The sequence below is a fragment of the Aeromonas sp. WP2-W18-CRE-05 genome, assembly GCF_014168615.1.
Taxonomy (GTDB): domain Bacteria; phylum Pseudomonadota; class Gammaproteobacteria; order Enterobacterales; family Aeromonadaceae; genus Aeromonas; species Aeromonas caviae.
Window position 1 is genome coordinate 777,501 of the sequence record NZ_AP021917.1, and the last position, 17,672, is coordinate 795,172.

A 17,672-nucleotide genomic window follows, 5' to 3' on the forward strand; every position below is an offset into this window, starting at 1 on the left:
GAGTCGACCCCTAAGGCGAGGCCGAAAGGCGTAGTCGATGGGAAGCAGGTTAATATTCCTGCACGACTTGTAATTGCGATGGGGGGACGGAGAAGGCTAGGTGGGCCAGGCGACGGTTGTCCTGGTGAAAGTGCGTAGGTGGTGTTTCTAGGCAAATCCGGAGACACAACACTGAGACACGAGACGAACGCACCACGGTGCGGAAGCCATTGATGCCCTGCTTCCAGGAAAAGCCTCTAAGCTTCAGATTACAAGTCATCGTACCCCAAACCGACACAGGTGGTCGGGTAGAGAATACCAAGGCGCTTGAGAGAACTCGGGTGAAGGAACTAGGCAAAATAGAACCGTAACTTCGGGAGAAGGTTCGCTCTTGATGGTGAAGTCCCTTGCGGATGGAGCTGTCGGGAGTCGCAGTGACCAGATGGCTGGGACTGTTTATCAAAAACACAGCACTCTGCAAACACGAAAGTGGACGTATAGGGTGTGACACCTGCCCGGTGCCGGAAGGTTAATTGATGGGGTTAGCGCAAGCGAAGCTCTTGATCGAAGCCCCGGTAAACGGCGGCCGTAACTATAACGGTCCTAAGGTAGCGAAATTCCTTGTCGGGTAAGTTCCGACCTGCACGAATGGTGTAACCATGGCCATGCTGTCTCCACCCGAGACTCAGTGAAATCGAATTCGCCGTGAAGATGCGGTGTACCCGCGGCTAGACGGAAAGACCCCGTGAACCTTTACTACAGCTTGGCACTGAACATTGAACCTACATGTGTAGGATAGGTGGGAGGCTTTGAAGGCGTGACGCCAGTTGCGCTGGAGCCGTCCTTGAAATACCACCCTTGTATGTTTGATGTTCTAACGCAGGCCCTGAATCTGGGCCGCGGACAGTGCCTGGTGGGTAGTTTGACTGGGGCGGTCTCCTCCCAAAGAGTAACGGAGGAGCACGAAGGTTGGCTAATCCTGGTCGGACATCAGGAGGTTAGTGCAATGGCATAAGCCAGCTTAACTGCGAGACGGACAGGTCGAGCAGGTACGAAAGTAGGTCATAGTGATCCGGTGGTTCTGAATGGAAGGGCCATCGCTCAACGGATAAAAGGTACTCCGGGGATAACAGGCTGATACCGCCCAAGAGTTCATATCGACGGCGGTGTTTGGCACCTCGATGTCGGCTCATCACATCCTGGGGCTGAAGTCGGTCCCAAGGGTATGGCTGTTCGCCATTTAAAGTGGTACGCGAGCTGGGTTCAGAACGTCGTGAGACAGTTCGGTCCCTATCTGCCGTGGGCGTTGGATGATTGAAGGGAGTTGCTCCTAGTACGAGAGGACCGGAGTGAACGAACCTCTGGTGTTCGGGTTGTCACGCCAGTGGCACTGCCCGGTAGCTAAGTTCGGAATCGATAACCGCTGAAAGCATCTAAGCGGGAAGCGAGCCCTGAGATGAGTCATCCCTGACCCCTTGAGGGTCCTAAAGGGCCGTTGGAGACCACAACGTTGATAGGTGGGGTGTGTAAGCGTAGCGATACGTTGAGCTAACCCATACTAATTACCCGTGAGGCTTAACCATACAACACCCAAGAAGTGTTTCTGGCCTTGTAGCGAATGAGCGAACTACTTACGAATTCAGTGGTAATGACAACGCAAACTAGCGAAGTCGTTATACACATCAGCTTTCTGGATTAAGAATTTGCCTGGCGGCAATAGCGCAGTGGAACCACCTGACCCCATGCCGAACTCAGAAGTGAAACGCTGTAGCGCCGATGGTAGTGTGGCATTCGCCATGCGAGAGTAGGACACTGCCAGGCACCCAATACAAGAAACCCCGCTCACTCGAGCGGGGTTTTTTATTGCCTGAAATTCAGCCCTCACTGGAGGGCAAACGGGCACTATGGTGCTGTTTCCCGCCGTGTTTTCTGATACTCGCATTCATCATCCCAGCCAATATCTACTTGTTTGCGGCCTGTCTCTGCTCAATATCTATTCGAAGACCCGCATTCTGGATATAAAAAGCACAGAATGTGATGCTTCTACCTTTCTTGTCATGCCTGCTCTGGTTTAATTCCCGGGTCCACATCGATGGACCAAGGAATCACAATAATTTGAGGAATGGACACATGTTCAAAAGAACAGTAACGATGATGCTGGCGGCGGGAACCCTGGTATTAGGCGGTTGCGCATCCAATGGTGGTGCAGAGCAGGCAGCGGCGGACAACAGCGACTTCGGCGGCAAGTCCATCTACCTGCGTGGTGAGATGAACGACTGGATGGCCACCGACGAAAGCAAGGTCGTCAAGGTTGCCGACAAGCTCTACATGGCCAAGGGGACGCTCAAGAAAGAGTGGGCTCCTTACAAGTTCAAGTTTGCCGACTCCGGCTGGAGTTGTGGCACCAACTTCGGTTACAAGAGCCCGAGCGATGGCGTTGCCGTGCTCGGCGGGGAACCTGTACCGGTCAATCCGTGCTCCAAGTATGAGGACATGAAGTTCTCGCCCGAGGCGGATGGCGTCTATGAGTTCTATCTGAATATGGCGGGTGAGACACCGAGCGTATACGTCAAGAAACCCTGAGATAGTCTCTCGCTTTAAATCTCTCGGAAATTGAACTGGTTAAATGCCCTGGCCCAGAAATCTGCTGGCCGGGGCATTTTTTTAGGATAGAATCGGCGCCCTCATGACGGATAAATCACAATATATAGTGTTTTAAATTCTTAAATTTACTACTGGTAGTATTCTTGTCACGATATTGCCCCATTCACAGGAGGTTGATTGACCATGGCTAAATCCATTCCGGTACTGGAGGGCGTCACCGCCATCCGCCAGATCCCTCTGCAGGAGACGTCTCTCGAGATCTGGGACAGCAAGTATCGTCTCAAGAGCAAGGATGGCGCCCCCATCGACGGAACCATCGACGAGACCTACCAGCGTGTCGCTCGCGCGCTGGCTGCGCAGGAGCGCGAACCCGACACCTGGTATGAACCCTTCCTGTGGGCCCTGCGCAATGGTGCCATTCCGGCGGGCCGTATCACCTCCAACGCCGGGGCGTTTGAGCACAAGCCGGCGACCTCCACCATCAACTGCACCGTCTCCGGCACCATTGAGGATTCGATGGACGATATCCTCGGCAAGGTGCACGAGGCGGGGCTGACCCTGAAGGCGGGTTGCGGCATCGGTTACGACTTCTCGACCCTGCGACCGCGTGGAGCCTTCGTCTCGGGAGCGGGGGCCTATACCTCCGGGCCGCTCTCCTTCATGGATATCTACGACAAGATGTGCTTTACCGTATCCTCTGCCGGTGGCCGTCGTGGCGCCCAGATGGGCACCATGGATATCCGTCACCCCGACGTCGTCGAGTTCATCCAGGCCAAGCGGGAGGATGGTCGGCTGCGTCAATTCAACCTCTCCCTGCTCATCACCGAAGAGTTCGTCAGTGCGGTGAAAGAGGATGCACCCTGGCAACTGATCTTCCCCTACACCGCCAAGGAGGTGGAGCAGGATGGCATCGCGCTGGATGACCCTGCGAGGGTGGTCTGGGCGGACTGGCCCAACAAGGAGGGTGTGGTGATCAACGAGCTGGGTCAGGTGGCCTGCAAGGTCTACAAGACCCTGCCCGCGCGCAAGCTGTGGAACGTCATCATGACCTCTACCTACGACTATGCGGAGCCCGGTTTCATCCTGATCGACAAGGTGAACCAGATGAACAACAACTGGTTCTGCGAAGAGATCCGTGCCACCAACCCCTGCGGTGAACAGCCTCTGCCGCCCTATGGGGCCTGCCTGCTGGGCTCGGTCAACCTGACCACCTTCGTGCGCGATCCCTTCACCGAGCAGGCCGCCTTCGACTGGCCCGCGTTTCGCAAGGTGGTGGCCATCTTCACCCGCATGCTCGACAACGTGGTGGAGATAAACCAGCTGCCGCTGGCCAAGCAGCGCGAGGAGATCACCGCCAAGCGTCGCCACGGCATGGGCTTCCTGGGGCTGGGCTCGACCCTCACCATGCTGCGCATCAAGTACGGCTCTGCGGCCTCCGTCGCCTTCACCGAACAGGTCTCTCAGGAGCTGGCGATGACCGGCTGGCAGGAGTCTCTGCGTCTGGCGAAGGAGAAGGGGCCGGCCCCCATCATGGAGCAGGAGTTCGAAGTCACCGGCAAGATGCTGCGTCTGCGCCCCGAAATGGCGGCAGATGGCATCAAGCTCGGCGACAAGGTGAAGGGCAAGGTGTTGCATGCCCGCTACAGCCGCTATATGCAGCAGGTGGCCGAGGTGGATCCCGCTCTGGTAGCCGAGCTGGCCGAGGTGGGCGGACGCTTCACCCACCACAGCAGCATAGCGCCGACCGGTACCATCTCCCTGTCGCTCGCCAACAACGCCAGCAACGGCATCGAGCCGAGCTTTGCCCACCACTACAGCCGCAATGTCATCAAACCGGGCAAGAAGAGCAAGGAGAGCGTGGATGTCTACTCCTTCGAGCTGCTGGCCTATCGCGAGCTGGTGAACCCGGCCGCCATGCCCTATGCCGAGGAGGAAGGTAGCCGCCTGCCGGATTACTTCATCACCGCGGACGACATCACGCCGACCGGGCACGTGGATATCCAGGCGGCGGCTCAGCGCTGGATTGACTCCTCCATCTCCAAGACCGCCAACGTGCCGACCGATTTTCCGTTCGAGCAGTTCAAGGATATCTACCTCTATGCCTCGGACTCCGGCCTCAAGGGCTGTACCACCTTCCGCTTCAACCCGGCCGCCTTCCAGGGCGTGCTGGTGAAGGAGAAGGATCTGGAGAACACAAGTTACGAGTTTACCCTGGAAGATGGCACCGTCATCACGGCGAAGGGGAACGAGGAGATCGAATACGATGGCGAGCTGCACACCGCCGCCAACCTCTATGACGCCTTGAAAGAAGGCTATTACGGCAAGTTCTGAGGACGAGACATGGTCAAGAAGATCGACAGAAAAATCGTCGCCTACAAGGTAAAAACCCGGGATGAGCCGCAAGATGCGCCGACGCCCCAGGATGACGTGGTGCACATGCATGAAACCGTGCTGCGCCCGGAACGGTTGATGGGCACCACCTACAAGCTGAAGACGCCGGAGCACGTCTCCGAGCACTCGCTGTTCATCACCATCAACGACATCATTCTCAACGAGGGCACGGTGCACGAGACCCGGCGCCCGTTCGAGATCTTCATCAACTCCAAGAGCCTGGAGCACTATCAGTGGATAGTGGCGCTGACCCGCATCATCTCGGCGGTGTTTCGCAAGGGAGGGGACGTCACCTTTCTGGTGGAGGAGTTGCGCTCCGTGTTCGATCCCAAGGGGGGGTACTGGAACAAGGGCAAGTACGTACCTTCGCTCATCGCCGAAATTGGCAACGTGATCGAAACCCATCTCACCGAGATCGGCATGCTCAAGGTGCCCGGGCTGGACGAGCACCAGCAGGCGTTCCTGGCCGAGAAGCAGGCGCAATTGCAGGCACAGCAACAGGCAGAAGAGCAGTCGGCGGGCAGCGGTTTCCCACCCAGTGCCGCGCTCTGCTACAAGTGCCACACCAAGGCGCTGGTGCAAAAGGATGGCTGCATGACCTGTCTCAACTGCGGGGATTCCAAGTGCGGTTGAGGGGCTGATTGCCACCAAAGGCCGGCGACATGCCGGCCTTTTCGTTGCTGATTTTATGTTCGAACGACGCCCATGATGGCAGCGATTTGTTGCGCACCGGTAAATTCGGGCGTAGCGTTGGGGGTAATAAAACTGTCACGGCCGTGTGGTTTCAATGACATCTGAGATTCACACACGTGGCACCTTCAGTGCCAAGGAGGATGCTTATGGACAACACGGACCGAAAGCTGTTTATCCTGGATACCAACGTTCTGCTTCACGAACCCCTCGCCATCTACTCCTTCAAAGAGCACGACGTGCTCATCCCCATGACGGTGCTCGAAGAGCTCGACAACATCAAGGATCGCCAGAAGGACGTCAGCCGTGATGCCCGCATCGCCATCCGTGCCCTGGAAGATGTGTTCCGCGATGCGACTCCGGAGCAGATAGTGCAAGGAGTGGCACTGGCCGGCGAGGCGAGCGGCCGTATCTCCATCTTCAGCGACCACCATCTGCCCCAGGATGCCGAGGTGTTCACCGACAAGGAGGCGGACAACCGCATCATCAACGCCGCCCTCTATCTGCAAAAGCACGAGATGAAGCGTCAGGTGGTGCTGGTCACCAAAGACATCAACATGCGCCTCAAGGCCAAGGGAGCAGGTCTTGCCCATGTGGAGGATTACCGCAGCGACCAGCTTATCGACGACATCCGCCTGCTCGCAAAGGGCTTCCAGGTGGTGCCTGGCAGCTTCTGGGAGCGGGTCGGTGAGTGTGACAGCGAAACCCATGGCCGCGATACGGTCCACGTCATCGATGCCAATCTGCTGGAGGGAGTCCACGTCAACCAGTACCTCCTGGACGAGGAGAACTTCTTTGCCGCGCGGGTGCTGAGCCACGACGGCAACAAGATCCGCCTGAAAGATCTCGGCCGCGAGCGGCTGATGTCCCGCAAGGCCTGGGGGGTGCATCCCAAGAACGTCTATCAGGGCATGGCGTTGGATGCCCTGCTGGATCCGCACATCGACCTGGTGATCCTGACCGGCCCGGCGGGCTGCGGCAAGACCCTGCTCGCCATGGCGGCGGCGCTGGAGCTGGTGATCGAGAAGGGGATCTACGAGAAGGTGATCGTCACTCGAAATACCCCGGAAATCGCCGAGAGCATCGGCTTCCTGCCCGGCACCGAAGAAGAGAAGATGATGCCCTGGCTGGCGGCGGTCACCGACACTCTGGAGGTGCTGCACAAGCAGGACGAGAACATGAGCGGGTCCCTCAGCTACATCATGGAGAAGGCCAACATCCAGTTCAAATCGGTCAACTTCATGCGCGGGCGCAGCATCCAGAACACCTTCGTGCTGCTGGACGAGTGCCAGAACCTGACCGCGTCCCAGATCAAGACCATCATCACCCGCTGCGGGGAGGGGACCAAGATCGTCTGCTCCGGCAACCTGGCTCAGATCGACTCCAACTACCTGAGCCCGGTGACCTCGGGGCTGACCTACATCGTCGAGCGGTTCAAGGACTTCGACGGCAGTGCCAATATCTTCCTGAACGGGGTGGTGCGCAGCCGGCTGGCTTCGTTTGCTGAGGAAAACCTCTGATCCCCGGCCAACTGGCCACTCATGAAAAGGGAAGCCAGGTGGCTTCCCTTTTTTGATCCCTTCTATCTCATGTCTCTCTCGGTCGGCCCAGGTAGCGAAGCAGCCTGGGGTGATCGCTGCTGTGCAGGATATCCGGCTTGCCCTGCAAGGCGATACGTCCCGTGTCGATGAAGAGCACCTGATCGGCGATGAGCTGGGCATCCTCCTGGGAACGACAGGGAGAGACCATCAGCTTGTCAGCCCTTCACTGTGGCGCCAGAGCGCGGCCCAGGTAGCGCAGCAGCCCGGGGTGATCGCTGCTGTGCAGAATATCCGGCTTGCCCTGCAAGGCGATGCGTCCCGCGTCGATGAAGAGCACCTGATCGGCGATGAGCTGGGCATCCTCGGGGTTGTGAGAGACCATCAGCACGGTGATGCCCTGCTCGCAGGCGAGGCGGGCGACCTCCGCCAGCATCTCCCGCCGCAGGGCCGGATCGAGTGCCGAGAAGGGCTCGTCCAGCAGCAGCAGCGGCCTGCCCCGCACCAGGGCGCGGGCCAGCCCCACCCGCTGCTGCTGGCCGCCGGAGAGCTGCTCCGGCAGGCGCGTCAGCATCTCCCCCAGGCCCACCTTGTCAGCGGCCTCCTGCACCAGCCTTTTCTGGGCCGGATTCAAGCGCAGGCCGGGATGCAGGCCGATGGCGATGTTGTCGAACACCGACAGGTGCAGGAAGAGGTTGTGATCCTGGAACAGGGTGGTGACCGGGCGCTCGGCGGGGCCCAGTGACAGCAGATCCTGGCCGTCGAAGGTGAGGGTGCCCGACTCCACCGGCACGAAGCCCGCGATCATGCCGAGCAGGGTGGACTTGCCGGCGCCGCTCGGACCGATGAGGGCGGTGATCTCCCCCTTGGGCAAGGTCGCACTGAAGGTCACCTGCCAGTCGGGATAACTGGTGACCAGTTCCTCAATTACCAGCATGTTTGGCTCCTGAATGTCGTTTTATAGAACAACAAGTAAGAAAAATTGATGAAAGGCAGCGTGAGTGACTGCCACAAGGGGCGCCCCAGGGACGTGCCCGGCCGGATCCTGGGGGCAGGGAGGCGGCAATGCCGCCGGGGATCAGTGATCCACATGCCTGCCTCCCAGTCCCCGCTCCACCAGCCAGAACAGGGAGAAGCAGAGGGTGAGCAGCAGCAGGGCGGTGGCGGCCGCCTCGGTCAGCCGGTAGCTGCCGAGCTGCTGATAGAGCAGCCAGGGCAGGGTAGTGAGGGTCTGGCTGCCGAACATGGCGATGGCCCCGAGATCCCCTAGGGACAATATCATCGAGAGCGCCATGGCCAGGGCCAGCGGACGGCGCAGCAGGGGCCACTCCACCAGGCGCAGGCGATGCAGGCCGCGCACCCCCAGGCTGTCCGCCAGCCGATCGTACTGGCGCACCACCAGTTGCATGGGGGCCGAGAGAGTGCGCAGCACATAGGGCAGCGCCATCAGGGCGTTGACCAGCACCACCAGCCAGGGGCCCAGGGCAAAGACGTCGGTGAAGGGCATGAACAGGATGAAGAGGCCGGTGGAGAGCACCACCGCCGGGATCATCAGGATCATGGAGCCGCTGGCCTCCCACAGGGCGGCGGCCCGCCGTTTGCGATCCCGCACCCTCAGATGCCGGCTGGTGAGCAGCAGCCCGGCGCCGAGCAAAGTGGCCAGGGAGCCCGCCGCCAGGGCTATGCCCAGGGACTGCCCCCCTGCCTGCCACAGCCGGGGTGAGCCGAGCGCCGCCAGCAGACCGGGGTTGAACCCGGCGACCACGATGGCCAGCAGGGGCGGCAGGAAGATGGCGAGCCCCATGGTCAGGGCCAGGCCATCCACCAGAGCGCTGCCCTTCTGGTGTCTGTCGGGACGCAGGCAGGGGCGACGGCTGGTGAGGCGACTGGCCGGGGTGGTCTGCAGCTTGTGTTGCAGCAGGAGCAGGGCCAGGGTCAGCAGCAGTTGCACCAGGGCGAGCCCGCCAGCGGTGGCGAGATCGAAGTCGAAGCGCAGCGCCTGGTAGACAGCCACCTCCAGTGTGGTGGACTTGGGGCCGCCCCCGAGCGCCAGCACTGTGGTGAAGCTGGTGAAGCAGAGCATGAAGATGAGGCTGGCGAGCCCCGGCAAGATGCCGCGGATGAGCGGCCACTCCAGCAGCCGGAAGATGTGGGAGGAGCGCATGCCGAGCTGGCTGGCGAGGCGCCAGGAGGACTCGGGGATGCTCTCTATGCTCTGCAGGATGAGGCGGGCGGCCAGGGGCATGTTGAAGAAGACATGGGCCAGCAGGATGCCGAACAGGCCATAGAGGTAGTTGCCGGGATCCAGGCCCAGGCCGTGCAGCAGTTGCGGCAGCCAGCCCTGGCGACCGTGCACCGCCACCATGCCGAAGATGGCGATGATGACCGGCAGTACCAAGGAGAGGCCGAACAGCTTGAGCAGCAGGCGGCGTCCGGTGAAACGGCGTCGCGCCAGGGCTCTGGCCACCGGGATGGCAAGCCCCAGGCTCAGCAGGGTGGAGAGCAGTGCCTGCCAGAGGCTGAAACCCAGCACGTGGCGCAAGTAGGGATCGCCTAGCAGGGCGCGGGGGGAGAGGGCCCCCGCCTGCCACAACAGGGCGACCAGCGGCCCAATGGAGAGCAGCAGGATGACCAGGGTGGCTGCACTGCCGGGCAGCCACCAGAGGGTGCGACGACCTGAACTCACTGGGTGACGGCTTGCAGCCATTCGCGGATCCACCCCTTGCGGTTGGCGGCTACCTCGTCAGAGCTGAAGGTGAGTGGCTTAGCTACGGTGATCATCTGTTCGAACCCCTTGGGCAGCGCCACGTCTGTCACCGGATACATCCAGTTGCCGCCGGGGATCTCGTTCTGGAAGGCGGGGCTCACCATGAATTGCAGGAACTGGTCAGCCAGTTTGCCCTGTGTGGCGCCCTTGAGCTTGGCTGCTACTTCCACCTGGCGGTAGTGACCCTCCTCGAACGCGGCCGCCCGGTACTGGGGTTTGCTCTCGGCAATCAGGTGATAGGCGGGGGAGGTGGTGTAGGAGAGCACCATGTCCGCCTCGCCGTCGAGGAACATGCCGTAGGCCTCTGACCACCCCTTGGTGACGGTGACCGTCTTTTTGGCCAGTTGCGCCCAGGCGGTCGGTGCCTCATCACCGTAGACCGACTTCATCCAGAGCATCAGCCCCTGACCCGGGGTGGAGGTGCGGGGATCCTGATAGATCACCTTGATATCGGGGCGCGCCACCAGCTCCTTCAGGCTCTTGGGGGGCTGCTTGAGCTTGTTGCTGTCATAGACGAAGGCGAAGTAGCCGTAGTCATAGGGGACAAAGGTGTCGTCCTGCCAGCCACCCGGCACCTTGAGGCCATCGAGCCTGGTGGAATGGGGGGCGAACAGGCCGCTCTGCTTGGCCTCGCTGATGAGGGCATCGTCCAGCCCCAGCACCATGTCGGCCTTGCTGTGCTGGCCTTCCAGCCGCAGCCGGTTGAGGATGGCGACGCCATCCTCGAGGGGTACCAGATTGAGGGTGCAGCCGCACTCCTTCTCGAAGGCCTGCTTGATCTTGGGACCCGGCCCCCATTCGGCGGCGAAGGAGCCGTAGGTGTAGACGGTGAGGGTGTCGGCGGCAAACGCCTGGGCAGAGAGCAGGCTGGTGGCGATCAGCAGCAGGGTCTTCATCAATGGCACTCCTGTGGGTATCGGGGTGCTCATCAATGGCACCTCGCGTGTGGTGAGCGCCGGCGGATGAGGGCACAAAAAACGCGCGCCATGCCTCAAATTCCTCCGCCAGCATTATCTGGATCAGGTTCACGGGTATAATCTCAGCGGTAAACCGCACCCCGTTTGAGCAACGCATCGCATTGTATTGGCGTTCCTGGGGGGAGGCCAGCACTATGTTTCGTGGGCCGCATCGTGCGAGCCACCATCAAGGAGGAAGTCCCCAGTGATCACCAGCACCAAGGAAAGACGTGCCTTCCAGCGCATGGTCATCAATGCCCCCGTCACCCTGTTCCAGCATCAGCAGGTGCTGGAGGGGGTCTGCCGGGATCTCAGCGCCAACGGCATGGGGGTCGAAGTGAACAAGCACGCGTTCGATCTGGCCCAGCCCATCCGGGTGAGCCTGGCGACCAGCAGCAATCTTCTGCCTCCCTTCGAGGCCCAGGCCCGCATCGTGCGGGTGCTGGAGGAAGAAGACGGTCTCCTGCTGGCGCTGGAGTTTCTCTCCCTCACCTGAGAGCCGGGCGCCCGTCCTCCTCGAGACAGGCCAGCCATGGGCTGGCCTGTCTCATTTCCCCTCATCCTGCACCGGCTGCACGCTCAACTGGCCGCTGTCGACCAGCGTCTTGCTGGTGGGCGCGAGCTGGCCCATGGGCAGCTGGGCCGGGCCGGTGGGCTCCATCAGCAGATAGGTTTCCCCCGCCCGGCTCAAGGTGGCCTCCCCCTGTTTGGCTGGCAGGGCCACCCCCAGCAGGGCGTGTCCCGGCACGAACACCATGGCCTGCTTGAGATCGGGATACCCCTGGGCCAGCAGGGCGGCCATCAGGGTCACCTTGCTGTCGCAATCCCCCCGGTTCTGCTCCAGCACCTGGCGCGGGCTCAGAAACCCCTTGCCAGAGCGGCCCGACTGGCTGTCGAGCAGTTGATAGGGGATGGCCTGGATGAAGTCGAGCATGTGGGCCACCGTCTTCTGGCGCGCCTCGGTCTCGGTGGCCCCTTCCTGCTTGAGCTGCTCCATCAACGGGGCCAGTTCGTCCCGGCTCTCCAGGGCGATGCGCACATGATCCTGCTTGATGGCGGGAGCGCCGTCGGGGGCAGTGAAGGGCTGGAAGTAGTGCTGCGTGAGCCAGGCGGCCTCCAGTTTGGCCTGCTCGGGCTTGACCCATTGGGAGGCTTCCCGCGCCTTGTCGGCGTTGCGGCTCTTGATGCTGAGGCTCATGGCGGGGCGAACGAGGGAGAACTGCACCTCGGGGAACGCCAGGGGGGCCTGTTGCAGCAGGCTTTGCAGTACGTCTTCCTGCATCCTGGCCGGACGGTAAGCGATGAGAGGGGGCAGCTTGCCCGCCTCCAGCCGGTAGCTGAGCTGCTGCGCCTTGCCCTCTCTGTCCTGCCAGCCGACGTTGAGCTGACCGCCACTGTTGGTGAAAGAGGTCTGTCCGCCCAGGGCCGGGAGGCTGAGCAGCAGGCAGAGCAATGAAAGGGCGCCCCTTGCGGACATAGGTGTCTCCTGTCGGACATGCAGAGGTGGCGGGCTTTGTACAGCGACCCGACAATAAAACAGGGAGCCTCGGCTCCCTGTTGATTCTACTCGCTTTCTTGTCGCAGGTTCGTCAAATCCAGCTTGGCTGCTTCGCCTCGAAGGCGCTGATGGCGGCCTCGTGCTGCAGGGTCAGACCGATGGCATCCAGCCCGTTGAGCAGACAGTAGCGACGGAACTCGTCGATTTCGAAGCCGAACGTGAGGCTGCCTGCACGCACCTGGTTGGCCTCCAGATCCACTTCGATCTCGATGCCCGGCTGGGCGGCGACCAGCTGGAACAGGGCGTCGACCTCCTCCTCCTTCAGGCGAACCGGCACCATGCCGTTGTTGATGGCGTTGCCGTAGAAGATGTCGGCAAAGCTCGGGGCGATCATGGTCTTGAAGCCGTAGTCCGCCAGCGCCCAGGGGGCGTGCTCGCGACTCGAGCCGCAGCCGAAGTTCTCGCGGGCCAGCAGGATGCTGGCACCGGCGAATTGCGGCTTGTTCAGTACGAACTCCGGGTTGGGCTGCTCCCCTGCATCGTCCAGAAAGCGCCAGTCGTGGAACAGGTGCTTGCCAAAGCCGATGCGGTTCACTTTCTGCAGGAACTGCTTGGGAATGATGGCGTCGGTGTCGACGTTGGCGCTGTCGAGGGGAACGACGATCCCTTTATGCTGTTTGAAACCTGTCATCATGTTCTCCTTGTCGTTACAGCGCACGAATGTCGGCGAAGCGGCCGGTGACGGCGGCGGCGGCGGCCATGGCCGGGCTCACCAGGTGGGTGCGACCGGCACGACCCTGACGCCCCTCGAAGTTGCGGTTGCTGGTGGAGGCGCAGCGCTCCCCCGGTTGCAGCCGGTCGTTGTTCATGGCCAGACACATGGAGCAGCCGGGCAAACGCCACTCAAAGCCTGCCTCGATGAAGATCTTGTCCAGCCCCTCGGCCTCGGCCTGTGCCTTCACCTGCTCGGAGCCCGGCACCACCAGGGCCTGTACCCCGGCGGCCACCTTGCGACCGCGGGCGATGGCGGCAGCCGCGCGCAGATCCTCGATGCGGCTGTTGGTGCACGAACCGATGAACACCTTGTCGATGGCCACGTCGGAGAGCTTCTGGCCCGGTTGCAGGTCCATGTAGGCGAGGGCCTTGCGGGCGGACTGCTGCTCCACCGGATCGGCGAAGGATTCCGGTGCAGGGATGGGCTCATTGACGGCGATCACCTGGCCCGGGTTGGTGCCCCAGGTCACTTGCGGGGCGATGTCGGCGGCGTCGAGCACCACTTCGGCGTCGAAGTGGGCACCTTCGTCGCTCTTGAGGGTCAGCCAGTAGGCGATGGCCTGTTCCAGCGCCTCCCCCTTGGGAGCGAACTCCTTGCCACGGATGTAGTCGATGGTGGTCTGGTCGGGGGCAATCATGCCCGCTTTGGCGCCGAGCTCGATGGCCATGTTGCACACCGTCATGCGCCCTTCCATGGTGAGCCCCTCGATGGCTTCACCGGCGAACTCCACCACGTAGCCGGTCCCGCCTGCATGACCTACCTTGCCGATGATGGCGAGCACCACGTCCTTGGCGCTGATGCCTGCGGCCAGCTTGCCGTTGACAGAGATACGCATGGTCCTGGCACGGCCCTGTTTCAGGGTCTGGGTGGCCATCACGTGTTCCACTTCGGAGGTGCCGATACCGAATGCGAGCGACCCGAAGGCGCCGTGGGTGGCGGTGTGGGAGTCACCGCAGACGATGGTGGTGCCGGGCAATGTGATGCCGAGCTCGGGGCCCATCACGTGGACGATACCCTGATATTTGTGGTTCAAGTCATAGAGACGAACCCCGAACGCCTTGCAGTTGGCGGCGAGTGTCTCCATCTGGATGCGGGCCATCTCGCCGGAGGCGGCGATGTCCTTGGTGGTGGTGGAGACGTTGTGATCCATGGTGGCCCAGGTCAGATCCGGGCGACGCAGCTGGCGGTTCATGGCGCGCAGGCCGTCGAATGCCTGGGGGCTGGTCACTTCATGCACCAGATGACGGTCGATGTAGATGAGAGGGGTTTCCCCTTCCACTTCCCGCACCACGTGGGCGTCGAACACTTTCTGATAGAGGGTCTTGGACATTGCTCGGTTTCCTTGTTATCGATGCCGTGGGATCAGATGCGCGCGGCGATCTGGCTGCCCATGTCGGCCGTGCTCTGCACCGGGTGCGTGGCGCTGGCCTGATGCAGGTCGGCGGTGAAATAGCCTTCTGCCAGGGTCTGGGCCACGGCCTGCTCGATGGCCTGGGCGGCGGCTTCCTGGCCGAGACTGTAACGCAGCATCAGGGCGGCGGAGAGGATCTGGGCGATGGGATTCGCAATCCCCTTGCCGGCGATATCCGGGGCCGAGCCACCGGCCGGCTCGAACAGGCCGAAGCCGGATTCGTTGAGGCTGGCGGAGGGGAGCAGGCCCATGGAGCCAGTGATCATGGCGCACTCGTCGGAGAGGATGTCACCGAACAGGTTGGAGCAGAGCAGCACGTCGAACTGGGACGGATCCTTGATGAGCTGCATGGTGGCGTTGTCGATGTACATGTGGTTCAGGGCCACGTCCGGGTAGGACTTGGCGACCTCGGTCACCACCTCGCGCCACAGGATGGAGGAGGCGAGCACGTTGGCCTTGTCGATGGAGGTGACCCTGGCCTTGCGCACCCGGGCCGATTCAAACGCTATCTTGGCGATGCGCTCGATCTCGAAGCGGTGGTACACCTCGGTGTCGAAGGCCTTCTCGGTGGCGCCTTCCCCTTCACGCCCCTTGGGCTGGCCGAAATAGATGCCGCCGGTCAGCTCGCGCACGCAGGCGATGTCGAAGCCGCGATCGGAGATGTCGGCACGCAGCGGGGAGAACTGCTCCAGACCGGTGTAGATGCGAGCCGGGCGCAGGTTGCAGAACAGTTTGAAGTGGGCACGCAGGGGCAGCAGGGCGCCGCGCTCCGGCTGATCGTTGGGCGGCAGGTGCTCCCACTTGGGGCCACCGACCGATCCGAACAGCACCGCATCGGCCGCTTCGCAGCCTTTGATCGTGCTCTGGGGCAGCGGTGTGCCGTGGTTGTCGATGGCGATGCCGCCGACGTCGTGACGGTCATAGTCGAGGGAGAAGCCGAATTTGGTCTGCACCTTTTCCAGTACCTTGATGGCCTCTGCCATCACTTCCGGGCCAATGCCGTCACCCGGCAATACTGCGATCCGATAACTGCTCATACTCTCTCCGTCTTGATAGTGTGATTCCGTTTCATCCGGGAGGCCGGTCCGGGCCACTGCCCTGGCCCCGGTCTCCCCATGTCATGCTGTCATCTTGTCCGGCGGCGGGCTCAGACGGTTTCCGATTTGATGGGGTTGTTGCGCTCCATCTGCTCGGCCACCTGATCCGCGCGCCAGATGCTGTTGATCACGTGGACCAGGGCCTGGGCCGAGGATTCGATGATGTCGGTGGCCAGCCCCATGCCGTGGAACTTGCGCCCCTTGTATTCGGCGACGATGTCCACCTGGCCGAGGGCGTTCTTGCCCTCGCCCTTGCCCTTGAGTTCGTATTTATCGATGCGGATCTCGTAGCCGGTGATGCGGTTGATGCACTGGTAGACCGCATCCACCGGGCCGTTGCCGGTGGCGGCCTCGCACACCAGATCCTGGCCTACCTTGAGCTTGACCGAGGCGGTGGCGAGCACCGAGCTGCCGCTCTGCACGCCGAGGTACTCCAGCTTGAAGTGCTCGGGCTCCTCGTGGATCTGGCTGAAGAAGGCGAGGGCCTCCAGGTCGTAGTCGAACACCTGGCCCTTCTTGTCTGCCAGGGTGAGGAACTTGGCGTAGAGATCGTCGAGGTCGTAGCTGCTCTCGGCGTAGCCCATGCTCTCCATCCGGTGCTTGATGACGTGGCGGCCGGAGCGGGAGGTCATGTTGAGGTTGTTCTGGGTGAGACCGATGCTCTCGGGGGTGATGATTTCATAGGTGTTCTTCGCCTTGAGCACGCCATCCTGATGGATGCCTGAGCTGTGGGAGAAGGCGTTGGCGCCGACGATGGCCTTGTTGGGCTGCACCGGCATGTTGCAGATTTGACTGACGAGGGTGCTGGTGCGGTGGATCTCGCTGTGGCGGATGTTGGTGTGTACCCCGAGCAGGTCGGCGCGGGTCTTCAGGATCATTGCCACCTCTTCCAGGGAGCAGTTGCCAGCACGCTCGCCGATGCCGTTGATGGTGCACTCGATCTGGCGGGCCCCCATCTGCACGGCACTGATGGAGTTGGCCACCGAGAGGCCCAGATCGTCGTGGCAGTGCACCGAGATGATGGCCTTGTCGATGTTGGGTACCCGGTTGAACAGGGTGTGGATGATGCCGGAGAATTCGGTCGGCACCGTGTAGCCCACGGTATCCGGGATATTGATGGTGCGGGCGCCGGCCTTGATGGCGGCTTCCACCATGCGGCACAGGTTGTCTATCGGGGTGCGGCCCGCATCTTCGCAGGAGAACTCCACGTCATCGGTGTAGCGCAAGGCGTGCTTGATGGCGCCGACCCCCATCTCCAGCACGTCTTCGAAGCTCTTTTTCAGCTTGCTCTCCACGTGGATGGAGGAGGTGGAGATGAAGGTGTGGATGCGAAACGCCTCTGCCACTTTCAAGGCTTCGCCGGCGGCATCGATGTCTTTTTGCAGGGCGCGAGCCAGGGCGCAGACCCGGCTGTTCTTGATGTGGCGGGCGATGGTCTGAACCGATTGAAAATCGCCGGGGGAGGAGACGGGGAAACCCACTTCCATGATATCGACACCGAGCCGCTCCAGCGCCTGGGCGATCTGCAGCTTCTCCTTGACCGTCAAGCTGGCCGACAGCGCCTGCTCACCATCACGCAAGGTGGTGTCGAATATGATGACCCGATCTGACATGTGACTTCCCTCTTCCTAAGTTCGCTGCGTGCATCCTGCATGGCATAAAAAAACCCGTGCGGGGTGCACGGGTTTCTGTAAATTCCGGCTATGCCTTAGCCCGGCTACAAGGATCCCGCGCGAGGAGTCGCGATTAGGGAGAGCAGTAGTAGCGGAGCGGCAATACGCATGATGTCTCAATCCTTCCAGTCGATAACGCTACTACCAATAACGAGATTTTTATGCTGTGTCAACCGGAATGGACAGGTTCAATCCACTGGTTTATTTAATCGGATTGTAAAGGAGTGCAAATTCTCTTGTCCCATATTCGGTTCATGCCTGATTATCTGGTCATTCCTGCTGTACTCGATCAC

Annotated in this window: 13 protein-coding genes, 2 rRNA genes, 1 pseudogene and 1 riboswitch (1 of these 17 only partly in view); of the genes and pseudogenes, 7 read left to right on the forward strand and 9 right to left on the reverse strand. The window is 61.4% G+C overall.

Annotation, left to right across the window (positions count from 1 at the left end):
• From H7R73_RS03825 to H7R73_RS03850, 6 genes are all read left to right on the forward strand, one after another.
• Positions 1 to 1,562, forward strand: a 23S ribosomal RNA gene (locus tag H7R73_RS03825) (it extends 1,326 nt beyond the left edge of the window).
• 123 nt (positions 1,563 to 1,685) lie between these two features.
• Positions 1,686 to 1,800 (forward strand): 5S ribosomal RNA (gene rrf / locus H7R73_RS03830).
• A 309-nt stretch (positions 1,801 to 2,109) separates the two neighbouring features.
• Entirely contained in the window at positions 2,110 to 2,562 is a 453-nt protein-coding gene (locus tag H7R73_RS03835; RefSeq protein WP_029313820.1) for a pullulanase, read from the forward strand.
• A gap of 204 nt (positions 2,563 to 2,766) precedes the next feature.
• Positions 2,767 to 4,914, forward strand: a complete 2,148-nt coding sequence (locus tag H7R73_RS03840) for an adenosylcobalamin-dependent ribonucleoside-diphosphate reductase (RefSeq protein WP_103261183.1) — start codon at positions 2,767 to 2,769, stop codon at positions 4,912 to 4,914.
• A 9-nt stretch (positions 4,915 to 4,923) separates the two neighbouring features.
• On the forward strand, positions 4,924 to 5,607 hold the full coding sequence (locus H7R73_RS03845) for a TSCPD domain-containing protein (protein ID WP_103260769.1): 684 nt from the start codon (positions 4,924 to 4,926) through the stop codon (positions 5,605 to 5,607).
• 206 nt (positions 5,608 to 5,813) lie between these two features.
• Complete coding sequence (locus H7R73_RS03850; RefSeq protein WP_010673145.1) at positions 5,814 to 7,184, forward strand: PhoH family protein; 1,371 nt, start codon at positions 5,814 to 5,816, stop codon at positions 7,182 to 7,184.
• Positions 7,185 to 7,251: 67 nt separating this feature from the next.
• On the opposite strand, the pseudogene H7R73_RS03855 reads toward H7R73_RS03850, so the two are convergent.
• From H7R73_RS03855 to thiB, 4 genes and pseudogenes are all read right to left on the reverse strand, one after another.
• Positions 7,252 to 7,416: pseudogene (locus H7R73_RS03855) on the reverse strand (thiamine ABC transporter ATP-binding protein); the annotation flags it as partial.
• A gap of 12 nt (positions 7,417 to 7,428) precedes the next feature.
• On the reverse strand, positions 7,429 to 8,139 hold the full coding sequence (thiQ, locus tag H7R73_RS03860; protein WP_039041185.1) for a thiamine ABC transporter ATP-binding protein: 711 nt from the start codon (positions 8,137 to 8,139) through the stop codon (positions 7,429 to 7,431).
• 141 nt (positions 8,140 to 8,280) lie between these two features.
• Complete coding sequence (gene thiP / locus H7R73_RS03865) at positions 8,281 to 9,909, reverse strand: thiamine/thiamine pyrophosphate ABC transporter permease (protein WP_042016674.1); 1,629 nt, start codon at positions 9,907 to 9,909, stop codon at positions 8,281 to 8,283.
• Positions 9,885 to 10,865 carry a thiamine ABC transporter substrate binding subunit gene (gene thiB, locus H7R73_RS03870; protein ID WP_042016675.1) on the reverse strand — a complete coding sequence of 327 codons (981 nt, stop codon included), beginning with the start codon at positions 10,863 to 10,865 and terminating at the stop codon, positions 9,885 to 9,887. Before thiB ends, thiP begins: the two co-directional genes overlap by 25 nt.
• A gap of 83 nt (positions 10,866 to 10,948) precedes the next feature.
• Positions 10,949 to 11,039, reverse strand: a riboswitch (TPP riboswitch).
• Positions 11,040 to 11,130: 91 nt separating this feature from the next.
• Here thiB and H7R73_RS03875 point away from each other — a divergent pair.
• Positions 11,131 to 11,421 carry a PilZ domain-containing protein gene (locus H7R73_RS03875; RefSeq protein WP_039041182.1) on the forward strand — a complete coding sequence of 97 codons (291 nt, stop codon included), beginning with the start codon at positions 11,131 to 11,133 and terminating at the stop codon, positions 11,419 to 11,421.
• 51 nt (positions 11,422 to 11,472) lie between these two features.
• Here H7R73_RS03875 and H7R73_RS03880 read toward each other — a convergent pair whose 3' ends face one another.
• The 5 genes from H7R73_RS03880 to leuA all read right to left on the reverse strand — a co-directional run bounded on the left by H7R73_RS03880 (position 11,473) and on the right by leuA (position 17,319).
• Entirely contained in the window at positions 11,473 to 12,402 is a 930-nt protein-coding gene (locus H7R73_RS03880) for a hypothetical protein (protein ID WP_103260768.1), read from the reverse strand.
• Between the two features lie 112 nt (positions 12,403 to 12,514).
• Complete coding sequence (gene leuD, locus H7R73_RS03885) at positions 12,515 to 13,114, reverse strand: 3-isopropylmalate dehydratase small subunit (protein WP_039041180.1); 600 nt, start codon at positions 13,112 to 13,114, stop codon at positions 12,515 to 12,517.
• Positions 13,115 to 13,130: 16 nt separating this feature from the next.
• Positions 13,131 to 14,528, reverse strand: coding sequence for a 3-isopropylmalate dehydratase large subunit (leuC, locus tag H7R73_RS03890; RefSeq protein ID WP_041211113.1), 1,398 nt, complete (start codon positions 14,526 to 14,528; stop codon positions 13,131 to 13,133).
• Between the two features lie 32 nt (positions 14,529 to 14,560).
• Positions 14,561 to 15,646, reverse strand: coding sequence for a 3-isopropylmalate dehydrogenase (leuB, locus tag H7R73_RS03895; protein WP_041211114.1), 1,086 nt, complete (start codon positions 15,644 to 15,646; stop codon positions 14,561 to 14,563).
• Positions 15,647 to 15,756: 110 nt separating this feature from the next.
• Positions 15,757 to 17,319, reverse strand: a complete 1,563-nt coding sequence (gene leuA, locus H7R73_RS03900; protein WP_103260766.1) for a 2-isopropylmalate synthase — start codon at positions 17,317 to 17,319, stop codon at positions 15,757 to 15,759.
• Positions 17,320 to 17,672: the final 353 nt, after the last annotated feature.

Coding starts and splice junctions, on each gene's coding strand:
- leuB (WP_041211114.1), bottom strand. CDS start 15,646: ATGAGCAGTTATCGGATCGCAGTATTGCCGGGTGACGGCATTGGCCCG.
- H7R73_RS03845 (WP_103260769.1), top strand. CDS start 4,924: ATGGTCAAGAAGATCGACAGAAAAATCGTCGCCTACAAGGTAAAAACC.
- thiP (WP_042016674.1), bottom strand. CDS start 9,909: ATGGCTGCAAGCCGTCACCCAGTGAGTTCAGGTCGTCGCACCCTCTGG.
- leuD (WP_039041180.1), bottom strand. CDS start 13,114: ATGACAGGTTTCAAACAGCATAAAGGGATCGTCGTTCCCCTCGACAGC.
- leuC (WP_041211113.1), bottom strand. CDS start 14,528: ATGTCCAAGACCCTCTATCAGAAAGTGTTCGACGCCCACGTGGTGCGG.
- H7R73_RS03835 (WP_029313820.1), top strand. CDS start 2,110: ATGTTCAAAAGAACAGTAACGATGATGCTGGCGGCGGGAACCCTGGTA.
- thiQ (WP_039041185.1), bottom strand. CDS start 8,139: ATGCTGGTAATTGAGGAACTGGTCACCAGTTATCCCGACTGGCAGGTG.
- H7R73_RS03840 (WP_103261183.1), top strand. CDS start 2,767: ATGGCTAAATCCATTCCGGTACTGGAGGGCGTCACCGCCATCCGCCAG.
- H7R73_RS03850 (WP_010673145.1), top strand. CDS start 5,814: ATGGACAACACGGACCGAAAGCTGTTTATCCTGGATACCAACGTTCTG.
- leuA (WP_103260766.1), bottom strand. CDS start 17,319: ATGTCAGATCGGGTCATCATATTCGACACCACCTTGCGTGATGGTGAG.
- H7R73_RS03880 (WP_103260768.1), bottom strand. CDS start 12,402: ATGTCCGCAAGGGGCGCCCTTTCATTGCTCTGCCTGCTGCTCAGCCTC.
- thiB (WP_042016675.1), bottom strand. CDS start 10,865: ATGAAGACCCTGCTGCTGATCGCCACCAGCCTGCTCTCTGCCCAGGCG.